Source organism: Paraburkholderia aspalathi (assembly GCF_905220735.1).
GTDB classification, from domain to species: Bacteria; Pseudomonadota; Gammaproteobacteria; order Burkholderiales; family Burkholderiaceae; genus Paraburkholderia; species Paraburkholderia aspalathi.
On sequence record NZ_CAJNBA010000010.1, the window covers coordinates 119238 to 132323 of the forward strand.

The 13086-nt window shown below is 62.2% G+C and carries 8 protein-coding genes; 4 read left to right on the top strand and 4 right to left on the bottom strand.

The features are described from left to right. Positions 1-142: 142 nt before the first annotated feature. Positions 143-1402: an MFS transporter gene (locus tag KHO30_RS34660; protein ID WP_200619834.1), complete on the top strand. Its 1260-nt coding sequence runs from the start codon at positions 143-145 to the stop codon at positions 1400-1402. 17 nt (positions 1403-1419) lie between these two features. Further along, positions 1420-2685, top strand: coding sequence for a D-amino acid dehydrogenase (locus tag KHO30_RS34665; RefSeq protein WP_211703572.1), 1266 nt, complete (start codon positions 1420-1422; stop codon positions 2683-2685). Positions 2686-2812: 127 nt separating this feature from the next. On the opposite strand, the gene KHO30_RS34670 is transcribed toward KHO30_RS34665, so the two are convergent. The 3 genes from KHO30_RS34670 to KHO30_RS34680 all read right to left on the bottom strand — a co-directional run bounded on the left by KHO30_RS34670 (position 2813) and on the right by KHO30_RS34680 (position 10117). Beyond that, complete coding sequence (locus KHO30_RS34670; protein WP_054036589.1) at positions 2813-4282, bottom strand: glutamate synthase subunit beta; 1470 nt, start codon at positions 4280-4282, stop codon at positions 2813-2815. A 125-nt stretch (positions 4283-4407) separates the two neighbouring features. Beyond that, positions 4408-9111, bottom strand: a complete 4704-nt coding sequence (locus KHO30_RS34675) for a glutamate synthase-related protein (RefSeq protein WP_093643402.1) — start codon at positions 9109-9111, stop codon at positions 4408-4410. 298 nt (positions 9112-9409) lie between these two features. Further along, a complete protein-coding gene (locus KHO30_RS34680) occupies positions 9410-10117 on the bottom strand; it encodes a transposase (RefSeq protein WP_054036587.1) in 708 nt (235 codons plus the stop codon). 187 nt (positions 10118-10304) lie between these two features. On the opposite strand from KHO30_RS34680, the gene KHO30_RS34685 reads away from it, so the two are divergent. Together KHO30_RS34685 and KHO30_RS34690 are read left to right on the top strand one after the other, a co-directional pair. Then, complete coding sequence (locus KHO30_RS34685) at positions 10305-11030, top strand: OmpW/AlkL family protein (RefSeq protein ID WP_200619836.1); 726 nt, start codon at positions 10305-10307, stop codon at positions 11028-11030. A 349-nt stretch (positions 11031-11379) separates the two neighbouring features. After that, positions 11380-11760 carry an ElaB/YgaM/YqjD family protein gene (locus KHO30_RS34690; protein ID WP_093643400.1) on the top strand — a complete coding sequence of 127 codons (381 nt, stop codon included), beginning with the start codon at positions 11380-11382 and terminating at the stop codon, positions 11758-11760. Between the two features lie 80 nt (positions 11761-11840). Here the strand turns inward: KHO30_RS34690 and KHO30_RS34695 are convergent, their stop codons facing one another. Then, on the bottom strand, positions 11841-13043 hold the full coding sequence (locus KHO30_RS34695) for a deoxyguanosinetriphosphate triphosphohydrolase (protein ID WP_093643399.1): 1203 nt from the start codon (positions 13041-13043) through the stop codon (positions 11841-11843). Positions 13044-13086 lie beyond the last annotated feature (43 nt).

Here is a 13086-nt window from a genome sequence, read left to right on the forward strand (position 1 = left end):
GGTAATGAACAGCAATGAAATTTCTTACTCCATCGCCATTTTTGACCACAACTGGCCGCACAACACCTCGTCCCCTTAGAATACAAAAAACCCCCGATCAAGCCGCCGGAAGGCAAAAACTGCCTGGAGACCACAAAAAAACATGCCCTCTCTCCAATGGTTCACCGAACTGACCCAGCGCGAACGCCGCACCCTCTACGCTGGCTTCGGCGGCTACGCGGTCGACGCGTTCGACTTCATGATCTACTCATTCCTCATCCCGACGCTGATCGCAACGTGGGGCATGACCAAAAGCGAAGCCGGCATGATCGCGACCAGTTCGCTGATTTCGTCGGCGATCGGCGGCTGGCTCGCCGGCATTCTGGCTGACCGCTACGGACGCGTCCGTGTGCTCCAGTGGACCATCGCCACCTTCGCGATCTTCACCTGCCTGTCAGGCTTCACCCACTCGTTCTGGCAACTGCTCACCACCCGCACGCTGCAAGGCATCGGCTTCGGCGGCGAATGGTCGGTCGTGACGATCATGATGGCTGAAACCATCCGTTCACCTCAACATCGCGCGAAAGCCGTCGGCACCGTGCAGAGCAGCTGGTCCGTCGGCTGGGCCGCGGCGGCCATCATCTATTGGGCGTTCTTCGCGCTGCTGCCGGAACAGGTCGCATGGCGCGCCTGCTTCTGGATCGGCCTGCTGCCCGCGCTGTGGATCTTCTACATTCGCCGCAATGTCAGCGATCCTGACATCTTTCTCGAAACACGCCGCGCGCGCGACAGCGGTTTCGATACCTCGCACTTCCTGCAGATCTTCTCCTTCCCTCACCTCAAAACCACCCTGCTGGGCAGCGCGCTGTGCACCGGTATGCTCGGCGGCTACTACGCGATCACCACCTGGCTGCCGACCTATCTGAAGACCGTGCGCCATCTGTCGGTCTTCAACACCAGCGGCTATCTGATCGTGCTGATCGTCGGCTCGTTTACCGGCTATATCGTCGGCGCGATTCTGTGCGACAAGATCGGCCGGCGCGCGTCGTTCGTGCTGTTCGCAATCGGCTCGTTCGTGCTCGGCATGGTCTACACGATGCTGCCGATCACCGACGGCATGATGCTCGCGCTCGGCTTTCCGCTCGGCATCGTCGTGCAGGGGATTTTCGCGGGCGTCGGCGCGTATTTGTCGGAGCTCTATCCGAATGCGATCCGCGGCTCGGGACAAGGTTTCTGCTATAACCTCGGCCGCGGTCTTGGCTCGTTCTTTCCGATCCTGGTGGGTACACTGTCGCAAACCATGACGCTTGTTAAGGCGATGGGTATCGTCGCCGGTTCGGGCTATCTGCTGGTGATCGTCGCCGCAGTGTGTCTGCCGGAAACCAAGGGCAAAGTGCTCGGCGCGACCAGCCCTACCGCCTGAAATCGCTGTACACAACCATGAAAACGATTGTTCTGGGCGGCGGCGTCATTGGCGTCGCCACCGCGTTTTATCTGCGCCAGCAAGGCTGCGACGTCACCGTGATCGAGCGCGAGCCGGACGTCGCGCTCTCCACCAGCTTCGGCAACGCCGGCGTGATCGCGCCGGGCTATGTCACGCCGTGGGCCGCGCCCGGCATGCCGGCGAAGATTCTCAAGTATCTGTTCGAGCCGGCCTCACCGCTGATTTTCCGCCCTACCCTGGATCCGGCTCAATGGCGTTGGATCGCGCGCTGGCTGCGTGAATGCGACCTCGAACGGTTTCGCGTCAATAAGCAGCGCATGCAGCGCATCGCTTATTACAGCCGCGAGTGCCTGCACGAATTCCGTGGCCGTCATCCGTTCGACTATGGCCGCAGCCAGGGCTATCTGCAGTTGTTCCGCAGCGAGTACGACGTCGAGCTCGCGCAACCGGCGTTGGCGGTCCTGCGCGACGCGGGCATCGCGCACCGCGAGGTCAGCGCGGCGCAGTGCGTCGAGATCGAACCGGGTTTGCGCTGGGCGCGTCAGACGCCGCTCTCGGGTCTCTATCTCCCCGACGACGAAGCCGGTGATTGCGCCCGCTTCACCCGCGAATTGCGGGCGATCTGCGAGCGCAACGGCGTGCAGTTTCGCTTCGACACACGGGTCAGTTCGCTCGACGTGCGAGGCGGTACGGTGCGCGCGGTGCATCTCGAGAGCGAACGCGGCAGCGAGACATTGCAGGCGGATGCGGTCGTGGTGGCGCTGGGCGTCGACAGTGCGGCGCTGCTCGCGCCGCTCGGTGTGAAGGTGCCGCTCTACCCGGTCAAAGGCTACTCGGCGACGCTGCCGGTCACCGACGATGAAAAGGCCCCGCATGCGGCGCTGATGGACGAGTCGCTGAAGACGGCGATCACGCGCTTCGGCAACAACCTGCGCGTGGCCGGCACCGCGGAGCTCGGCAATCGCCAGACGACTCTGCGTGAGCAGGCCTTGCAGACGCTGATGAAAGTGCTCAAGGACTGGTTTCCGCACGCGGCCAACCCGACCTCGGCGCATTTCTGGGTGGGCCGTCGGCCAATGACGCCCGATGGCGCGCCGTTGCTCGGCCCGTCCGGCGTAGACAATCTGTGGCTGAATCTCGGGCACGGCTCAACGGGCTGGGCGATGTCGATGGGCTCGGGCCGGGTGGTCGCGGATCTGATTACGCAGCGCACGCCGGAAATCGATCTGGACGGGCTGACGTTGGCGCGGTATCGGAAGTAGCAATAAAAAGCCGGGTCACCCTCTCAGGTGCCCGGCTTTGTTTTTACCGCTTTGTCGTCTCCACCACATCCTGCAAGTAGTGGCTGGTTTCCGCGTTGAAGAGCGAAAACCGGCCGGAGACGTTACGTTAGCGCGGCAGTTCCGAATGACCCATCAGGAACGCATCGACCGAACGTGCGCACTGACGGCCTTCGCGGATCGCCCACACCACCAGCGACTGGCCACGACGCATATCGCCCGCGGTGAAGACCTTGTCCACCGACGTGTAATACGCCTTGTCGCCCTCAGTCGAAGCGCGCACGTTGCCACGGTTGTCCTTGTCGACGCCGAACGCTTCGAGCACCGGCGACACCGGTTGCGTGAAGCCCATGGCCAGCAGCACCAGATCGGCCTTCATTTCGAATTCCGAGTTCGGCACTTCCTGCATCTTGCCGTCCTTCCATTCGACGCGCGCGGCGATCAGCTTCTCGACCTTGCCGTTCTTACCTTCGAGGCGCTTGGTAGCCACCGCCCAATCGCGCGAGCAGCCCTCGTCGTGCGACGACGACGTGCGCAGCTTGATCGGCCAGTACGGCCACACGAGCGGCTTGTTCTCTTCTTCCGGCGGTTGCGGCAGCAGTTCGAATTGCGTGACGCTCTTCGCGCCATGACGGTTCGACGTACCGACGCAGTCCGAACCCGTATCGCCACCACCGATCACGACCACATGCTTGCCCTTGGCGAGCAACTGGTTCGCGACCTTGTCGCCGGCGTTGACCTTGTTCTGCTGCGGCAGGAATTCCATCGCGTAGTGGATGCCTTCCAGCTCGCGGCCCGGCACCGGCAGATCGCGCGGCGTTTCCGAACCGCCGGCGATCACGACCGCGTCGAACTGTTCTTTCAGTTCGGCCGGCGTGATGGTTTCCTTCGCGGTGTTGCCGATATGCGCAGGCAGCGAATCCGCCTTGCCGACGAATACGTTAGCGCGGAACGTCACGCCTTCCGCCTCCATCTGGCGCATGCGGCGGTCGATCAGCCACTTCTCCAGCTTGAAGTCAGGAATGCCGTAACGCAGCAAGCCACCGATGCGGTCGTTCTTTTCGAACACGGTGACATCGTGCCCCGCGCGCGCGAGTTGCTGCGCGACGGCCAAACCGGCGGGGCCTGATCCGACCACAGCGACCTTCTTGCCCGTCTTGTGCTTCGGCGGCAGCGGTGCGACCCAACCTTCGGCCCACGCTTTGTCGATGATCGCGTGTTCGATCGACTTGATGCCGACCGCGTCGTCGTTGATGCCGAGCGTGCACGCCGCTTCGCACGGCGCCGGGCAGATGCGGCCCGTGAACTCGGGGAAGTTGTTCGTGGAGTGCAGCACTTCGATCGCGGTCTTCCAGTCCTGATGGAACACCAGGTCGTTGAAGTCCGGGATGATGTTGTTCACCGGGCAGCCGTTGTTGCAGAACGGAATGCCGCAGTCCATGCAACGTGCGCCTTGAATCTTGGCTTCGTCGTCGGTCAGTGCCGCGACGAATTCCTTGTAGTGCTTCACACGCGTGAGCGGAGCTTCGTACGCCTCGTGGCGGCGCTCGAACTCGAGAAAACCGGTTGCCTTGCCCATGTGGTTCTCTTCTCTATCTGTATCAGGTGAGGTGATCTACACCCGCCGCGCGTCGAACAATCGAGTAGTCGAGCGGCGGGTACGGCTAAGTGTGACGTCTGCGGGTCGAGCCGCGGGCGGGTCAGTTAAGCAGCGAGGACTTCCTTGTTCGCCTTCTTCGCTGCCATTTCGCCCAGTGCGCGCTTGTATTCGGTCGGGAACACCTTCACGAACTGACGGCGCGACGCATCCCAGTTTTCCAGCAACGCTTTCGCACGCGGCGAACCCGTGAACTGGAAGTGACGTTCGATGAGACCCTTGAGCAGGGCTTCGTCGGTTGCGCCGCTGTGCCACAAGCCCTTGTCGACCGTGCGTTCCTGTTCCGCTTGTTGCAGAACCGGGTCGAGCGCGACCATCGACTTGTTGCACTTGCCCGCGAACGTGTTGTCCGGGTCGTACACGTAAGCGATACCGCCCGACATACCGGCCGCGAAGTTACGGCCCGTTTCGCCGAGCACGATCACCGTGCCGCCCGTCATGTATTCGCAACCATGGTCGCCCGTGCCTTCGACAACCGCCGTTGCGCCCGAGTTACGCACGCAGAAACGCTCGCCCGCGACGCCGCGGAAGAACGATTCGCCTTCGATCGCGCCGTACATCACCGTGTTGCCGCAGATGATGTTTTCTTCGGACTTGCCGCGGAAATCGTTGGTCGGGCGGATGATGATGCGGCCGCCCGAGAGGCCCTTGCCGACGTAGTCGTTGCCGTCGCCGACCAGATCCAGCGTCACGCCTCTCGCGAGGAACGCGCCGAAACTCTGGCCTGCGGTGCCCTTCAACTGGATGTGAATCGTGTCGTCAGGCAGGCCGTCGTGGCCGTACTTCTTCGCGATCGTGCCGGACAACATCGCGCCGACCGTACGGTTCACGTTGCGCACCGGCTGGATGAACGAGACGTGCTCGCCCTTCTCTATCGCGGCCTTCGCCTTCTCGATCAGCACGTGATCCAGTGCGCGGTCGAGACCGTGGTCCTGCACGTCGACGTGCTTGCGTGCGACATCAGCCGAAACTTGCGGCTGATAGAACACGCGCGAGAAGTCGAGACCCTTCGCTTTCCAGTGTTCGACGCCCTTCTTCATATCGAGCAGCTCGGCGTGACCGATCAGGTCCTCGAACTTGCGGATGCCCAGTTGCGCCATGATTTCGCGCGCTTCTTCCGCAACGAAGAAGAAGAAGTTGACGACGTGTTCCGGCTGGCCCTGGAACTTCGCACGCAGCACCGGATCTTGCGTCGCGACGCCGACCGGGCAGGTGTTCAGGTGGCACTTGCGCATCATGATGCAGCCTTCGACGACGAGCGGCGCCGTCGCGAAGCCGAATTCGTCCGCGCCGAGCAGCGCGCCAATCACGACGTCGCGGCCGGTCTTCATCTGACCGTCGGCCTGCACGCGGATACGGCCGCGCAGCTGGTTCAGCACCAGCGTTTGCTGCGTTTCGGCCAAACCCAGTTCCCACGGCGTACCGGCATGCTTCACCGACGACAGCGGCGACGCGCCCGTACCGCCATCGTGGCCGGCGATCACGACGTGATCGGCCTTCGCCTTGGCGACACCGGCAGCAACCGTACCGACGCCCGACTCCGACACCAGCTTCACCGACACGCTGGCCGCCGAGTTGGCGTTCTTCAGGTCGTGAATCAGCTGCGCCAGATCTTCGATCGAGTAAATGTCGTGGTGCGGCGGCGGCGAAATCAGGCCAACGCCCGGCACCGAATAACGCAGCTTGCCGATGTATTCCGACACCTTGTGACCCGGCAGCTGACCGCCTTCGCCAGGCTTTGCGCCTTGCGCCATCTTGATCTGGATCTGATCGGCCGACGCGAGGTATTCCGCCGTCACGCCGAAACGGCCCGACGCCACTTGCTTGATCTTCGAGCGCAGCGAATCGCCGTCCTTCAGCGGAATGTCGACGATCACTTCGTCGCCAATCACCGACTTCATGGTGTCGCCGTTCTTGATCGGAATGCCGCGCAGTTCGTTGCGATAACGGTTCACGTCCTCGCCGCCTTCGCCGGTGTTCGACTTGCCGCCGATGCGGTTCATCGCGACAGCCAGCGTGGCGTGGGCTTCCGTGCTGATCGAGCCCAGCGACATGGCGCCGGTGGCGAAACGCTTGACGATGTCCTTCGCCGATTCCACTTCGTCGAGAGGAATCGCCTTGGTCGGGTCGAACTTGAATTCGAACAGGCCGCGGAACGTCATGTGGCGCTTGGTCTGATCGTTGATCAGATGCGCGTATTCCTTGTACGTCTGGTACGAGTTGCTGCGCGCCGAGTGTTGGAGCTTGGCGATCGCATCCGGCGTCCACATGTGTTCTTCGCCGCGCACGCGATAGGCGTACTCACCACCCGCGTCGAGCATGTTCGCGAGCACCGGGTTGTCGCCGAACGCGTCGCGATGCAGACGGATCGCTTCTTCCGCAACATCGAACAGGCCGATGCCGCCGACCTTCGACGAAGTGCCGTTGAAGTACTTCGACACCAGGCCTTCAGACAGACCGACTGCTTCGAAAATCTGCGCGCCGGTGTAGGACATGTAGGTCGAAATGCCCATCTTCGACATGACCTTCATCAGACCCTTGCCGACTGCCTTGGTGAAGTTGTAGACCGCCTTCTCCGCCGACAGGTCGCCCTTCAGGCCCACTGCCATCTGGCTGAGCGTTTCCATCGCGAGGTACGGGTGCACGGCTTCCGCGCCGTAGCCCGCAAGCAGCGCGAAGTGGTGCGTTTCACGCGCCGAGCCGGTTTCAACGACGAGGCCCGCGCTCGTGCGCAGACCGTGCTGGACGAGGTGCGTGTGGATCGCGGCGGTGGCCAGCAGCGCGGGAATCGCGACGTTGTCGCGGTCGGTCTTGCGGTCCGACACGATCAGCATGTTGTAGCCGGACTTGACCGCATCCACGGCTTCCGCGCACAGCGAAGCCAGACGCGCTTCGATGCCTTCCTTGCCCCAGGCCACCGGATAGCAGATGTTCAGTTCGTAGGAGCTGAACTTGCCGCCCGTGTACTGATCGATCGCGCGGATCTTGGCGATGTCCTTGAAGTCGAGCACCGGCTGCGACACTTCGAGACGCATCGGCGGGTTGATGTTGTTCGTGTCCAGCAGGTTCGGCTTCGGACCGACGAACGACACCAGCGACATCACCATGTTTTCACGGATCGGGTCGATCGGCGGGTTCGTGACTTGCGCGAACAGCTGCTTGAAGTAGTGATAGAGCGTCTTGTTCTTGTTGGACATGACCGCCAGCGGCGAGTCATTGCCCATCGAACCGACAGCTTCTTCGCCGGCTTGCGCCATCGGCGCCATCAGGAACTTGAGGTCTTCCTGCGTGTAGCCGAACGCCTGCTGGCGATCCAGCAAAGCAGCGGCTTCGCGGCGTTCCGTCGCGACGTCTTCGGCCTTCGCCTCGATTTCGTCGAGCTTGATGCGCACGGCGTCGATCCAGCTCTTGTACGGCTTGGCGTTCGCGAGGTTGTCCTTCAGTTCCTTGTCGTCGATGATGCGGCCGTGTTCCATGTCGATCAGGAACATCTTGCCCGGCTGCAGACGCCACTTCTTGACGATCTTCGACTCGGGGATAGGCAGCGTGCCCGCTTCCGACGCCATGATGACCAGGTCGTCGTCAGTAACGATGTAGCGCGCCGGACGCAGACCGTTACGGTCAAGCGTGGCGCCGATCTGGCGGCCGTCGGTGAAGGCGATCGCGGCGGGGCCGTCCCACGGCTCCATCATCGCGGCGTGGTATTCGTAGAACGCGCGGCGGTTGTCGTCCATCAGCGTGTGCTGTTCCCACGCTTCCGGGATCATCATCATGACCGCGTGGACGAGCGGGTAGCCGGCCATGACCAGCAGTTCGAGGCAGTTGTCGAACGAGGCGGTATCCGATTGGCCCGGGTAGATCAGCGGCCACAGCTTGGGCAGATCGTCGCCGAGCACGTGCGACGCGATCGCGCCGGTACGGGCGTTCAGCCAGTTGACGTTGCCCTTCACCGTGTTGATTTCGCCGTTGTGGGCGATCATGCGGTACGGGTGAGCCAGTTCCCACGCCGGGAACGTGTTGGTCGAGAAGCGTTGGTGCACCAGCGCCAGCGCCGACACCGTGCGCTCGTCCTGCAGGTCGCGGTAGTACACGCCAACCTGGCCCGCCAGCAGCAGACCCTTATAGACGACCGTGCGCGCCGAGCACGACGGCACGAAGTATTCCTTGCCGTGCTTGAGCTTGAGCGCCTGGATGCGGTGGCTCGCTGTCTTGCGGATCACGTACAGCTTCCGCTCGAGCGCGTCGGTCACCATGATGTCCTTGCCGCGGCCGATGAAGATCTGGCGGATCAGCGGCTCGCTCGCCTTGACGGTGGGCGAAATCGGCATGGTGTGGTCGACCGGCACGTCGCGCCAGCCCAGCACGACCTGGCCTTCAGCCTTCACCGTGCGTTCCAGCTCCTGTTCGCAGGCGAGACGCGATGCATGTTCCTTCGGCAGGAACACCATGCCCACGCCGTACTCGCCGTTCGGCGGCAACACGACGCCCTGCTTGGCCATTTCCTCACGATAGAAACCGTCCGGAATCTGGATCAGGATGCCCGCGCCGTCGCCCATCAGCGGATCGGCGCCGACGGCGCCCCGGTGGTCGAGGTTCTCGAGAATCTTCAGGCCTTGCTCGATGATCTCGTGGCTTTTCTTGCCCTTGATGTGAGCGACGAAGCCGACGCCGCAGGCGTCATGTTCGTTTTGCGGGTCGTACAGACCTTGCGCGGCGGGAACCGGGTGAGTCGGTTGCTGGTGGTCGTTCATGGGGACACCGTCTGTGAGGGGCCGGACAGGCCGTTAAAACCGTTTTTCTATTGCCGCAGTGCGCTCCGCAACCGCGTCGGCGACTCTGTACGCTTGAATGCTACGCGTGCCAAAAAGTGCCGGAATTCGGAATATACGCGACGAATCAACGGAATAGCAAATAAAACGTGATGTTCGAACCCCAATTATCAAGTTGGTGCATTGCGGCTATTTTTTATTGGTGCCACATCAAAAAGATGCAAAAGAAAACGGCATGCGAAGATGCCGTTTCGGGTGCAGCCCTTTGATATGGAACGTTTTATTGCGTCTGCGGTGTCTCGCGGACCTTGCGCGGCCGGCCGCGCGGCAGCGGCGAAACACGCCGGTTGGCGGCCCGCGCCGCCCATTCGCGGTAGGTGTCGCTGCCCAGAACCCAACCTTTCAGGGTGGCCTGCTGAAGCTGACTGGCTTCGCGTTCGTCGAGCGGCTGCTCGCACAACTCGCGGTAAGCGCGCTGTCGTTCGAACGGCGTGTTGCCGAGCGACCAGTACAACGGGTGGTCGGTAATCAGGCTGTCGAGCGTGAGGCCGATGTGATGCCGGTAGCTCGACCAGCGGTAGTCCTCGGGCGCGCTCACCAGCCCGGCTCGCACCGGCGACATCTCAACTACGCGGCTCGCCAGCAGGAAATACCGCTCACCTTCAATGACCGTGGCACGGTAGCGGCCCTCCCACAGGGTGCCGCGGCGCGCGTAACGCCGGTTGAAGTGCGCAACGTAGCGGCGCCCCACCGCCTGCATCGCCTTCGGCAGGCTCGACTCCTCAGTGGGCGTGACGAGCAGTTGGACAGAGCCAGGCATCAACGCATACGCGTGGATGGACAAGTGATGGTCGCGTGAAGCCGCTTTTAAACAGTCGATGAAAAGCTCGTAGTCCTGGTCGTCGACGAATGCGGGCTGCTGATCGAGTCCACGGAGGATGACGTGCTGCGGCTGGTCAGGGACATAGAGACGTGCAAGCCGTGCCATGCTGGAGTATCCAATAGTCGCGTTGGTACATACCCGAAGGTCCGAAGAACCGCGCGCGCCCGGGGTTCGGCGCAGCACGGCTAAGCCAGAAACCACGCGGAGCCTAGGGAGAAAGCTCTAACCGCCGCGTATGGTTTGTTTCAAACGTTGTAGTCATAATGAGCGGGCCTTTTTTGGAGGAGCACATATGAAATTAAAACAGGCCGTAACGGGGATCGCGGCGCTAGCCTGCATGACAACGGCAGCGCACGCGCAATCGGCCGGAAGCTTTTACGTCACATCAGGCTGGTTCCATCTTGCGCCTCAATCGAGCAGCGACCCGTTGAAAGTGACAAGCATTGGCGGCAGCCCGACCAACATCACCGAAGCCAACACCGGCGCATCACTCAGTTCAGCCGACACTCTTGGCTTCACCGCCGGCTACTTCATCACAGATCACATCGCGACCGAGTTCGTGATCGGCGTCCCACCTTCGTTCGACCTTGAAGGCTCGGGCAGCCTCGCCCAATTCGGCAAGCTGGGTCAGGCGAAACAGTGGAGCCCGACTCTGCTGTTCAAGTACTACTTCAACGCCCCGACCGCCACCTTCCGCCCGTATCTCGGCATCGGTGTAAGCCGCATCTGGTTCACCGACGAAAAGATCACCAACGGCGCATTCGAGGCAAACGTTCTGCATGGTCCGACCAGCGTCTCTACGGATAGTTCGTGGGAGCCGGTGTTTAATGCGGGTTTCACCTATGCGTTCAACCAGCACTGGTTCGCGGGCGTCTCGGTCTCGTACCTGCCGCTCAGCACGACCGCCAAGCTCAGCACCGCCGCAAACACGCCGGTCGGCACGCTGAATGTGCAATCGCAAACCAAGATCAAGCTGAACCCGATCGTTACCTACGTCAACATCGGTTACCGTTTCTAACGCGTCACGAAATTGGGGCCGTTTAGTTAGGGTAGTCGAATTTTCGCGGCTTGGACAACGCTGTCATCATCCAATGACGGCGTTTTTCATTTGGTGCGCGTGGAAGGGCTGTTCGCGGTGTGTGTGGCGATCATCCAGCGGGGCAAGTGCGAGCGTGCGTTTGTAAATTTGACCAGCAAGCGGGCCGGCTCGTGCAATATCTGCTGAGGAATCGCGGCCCGCGCCACGGTGCGTAGGGGCTTGGGGTTTGGCACCGAAGTTGCGCTCTCGAAGTGTTTCCCGCGTGGCGACGTGTATCTCTATGCCAGCGTGGGACCTTTTTCATCCTCATCTCATCGACGGAGCGACCATGACAACACTTCCGAACACGCGAGACGCCCTCGGCGAATCCTGGACCACCACCAGCCGCCGTGCGCGGCGTATCGCTCGCCATAGCCGCCACGCGGCCGAAGATATCGCAGGTGAACTGCGCACGCTGATGTCGGAACTCGAATCCACCCTGGCGGACGGCACCCAGGCGGATGCAGTGGCACTGCGCAGCAAACTGCGCAAGCAGCTCGACACCGCTCGCGAGCGCCTGAACGACACCCGCGAAGCCATGCGCGAACGCGCTGAAGTGGCGATCGCCGACGCCGACGACTACGTGCACGAAAACCCCTGGCAGACGATTGCGATCGTCGGCGGCGTTGCGCTGATCGCGGGTGCGCTGTTCGCATCGCGGGTGCGCTAGGCGGGTTTTTGCAACGAGCAGCGAGACGGGCCGCCATCGCGGCGGCCTTTTTGCGCCGACGCCCGTCGGTGCAGGCCCGTTTAGTTGTCGTCGATTACGAACAGCCGTTGATACTCCTTCACCGCGTATCGATCCGTCATGCCCGCGATGTAATGGGCGATCAGGCGCGGTTGCTGCGACGCGTCCGTTGATTGATAACCGGGTGGCAATAGCCGCGAATCTTCGGTGAACGCATCGAACAAACCGGCCACCACGCGGCGGGCCTTATTGGCCATGCGCATCACGCGATAGTGGCGGTACAGATTTTTGAACAGGAAACGCTTGAGCACCGCCGCCTGCGCGGAGATTGCTTCGCTATGCGCGACCAGCGGCGGTGCGGCGCGCACTGCGTCCAGCGAAGCCGGCGCATGCTTTGCAAGATTGAGCGAGGTCGTATCGATCAGGTCGACGATCAACGTATTGATGATGCGGCGCACCGTCTCGTGAATCAGCCGGCGCCCTTCGATCTGCGGAAAGTCGCCGCGCGCCGCCACGTAGTGCGTCTGCCATAACTCCACTTCGGCAAGCTGCTCCACCGTGAGCAAGCCCGAGCGCAAGCCGTCGTCGACGTCGTGGTTGTTGTACGCGATCTCATCGGCGACATTGGCGATCTGCGCTTCGATGGAAGGCTGCCGCCCCTCCAGAAAGCGCTCGCCGAGCGCGCCGAGGCGCCGCGCATTCTCGCGCGAGCAGTGCTTGAGAATGCCTTCCCGCGTTTCGAAGCACAGATTCAGGCCGTTGAACGCGCCGTAGTGCTCCTCCAGATCGTCGACCACCGCGAGGCTTTGCAGATTGTGTTCGAAGCCGCCATGCTCGCGCATACATTCGTTCAGCGCGTCCTGGCCCGCATGGCCGAACGGTGTATGACCGAGATCGTGCGCAAGCGAAATGGCTTCAACGAGGTCTTCGTTGACGCGCAGATTGCGAGCCACGGAACGGGCAATCTGCGCGACTTCCAGGCTATGGGTGAGTCGCGTGCGAAACAGATCGCCCTCGTGATTCACGAATACCTGGGTTTTGTATTCGAGCCGGCGGAACGCCGTCGAATGGACAATGCGGTCGCGATCGCGCTGGAATTCGGTGCGCGCGCTGGGCGCGGCTTCGGGATAGCGGCGTCCGCGCGATTGAGCAGAACGTGCCGCATACGGCGCGAGGTGCGCTTCGAGTGCTTCCTGCGACGGCACGCCGCTCACGGGCGTGCCTGCCGGGTCATGCTTTACATCGTCGCTGCGCCTGTCAGTCACCGGATTCTCCGAAACATGGGCGGCGCCTCGTGACGCTCGTACG

Bases quoted from the DNA above. Each gene is read 5' to 3' on its own strand.
- KHO30_RS34665 (WP_211703572.1), top strand. From the start codon at position 1,420: ATGAAAACGATTGTTCTGGGCGGCGGCGTCATTGGCGTCGCCACCGCG.
- KHO30_RS34680 (WP_054036587.1), bottom strand. From the start codon at position 10,117: ATGGCACGGCTTGCACGTCTCTATGTCCCTGACCAGCCGCAGCACGTC.
- KHO30_RS34670 (WP_054036589.1), bottom strand. From the start codon at position 4,282: ATGGGCAAGGCAACCGGTTTTCTCGAGTTCGAGCGCCGCCACGAGGCG.
- KHO30_RS34690 (WP_093643400.1), top strand. From the start codon at position 11,380: ATGACAACACTTCCGAACACGCGAGACGCCCTCGGCGAATCCTGGACC.
- KHO30_RS34685 (WP_200619836.1), top strand. From the start codon at position 10,305: ATGAAATTAAAACAGGCCGTAACGGGGATCGCGGCGCTAGCCTGCATG.
- KHO30_RS34660 (WP_200619834.1), top strand. From the start codon at position 143: ATGCCCTCTCTCCAATGGTTCACCGAACTGACCCAGCGCGAACGCCGC.
- KHO30_RS34675 (WP_093643402.1), bottom strand. From the start codon at position 9,111: ATGAACGACCACCAGCAACCGACTCACCCGGTTCCCGCCGCGCAAGGT.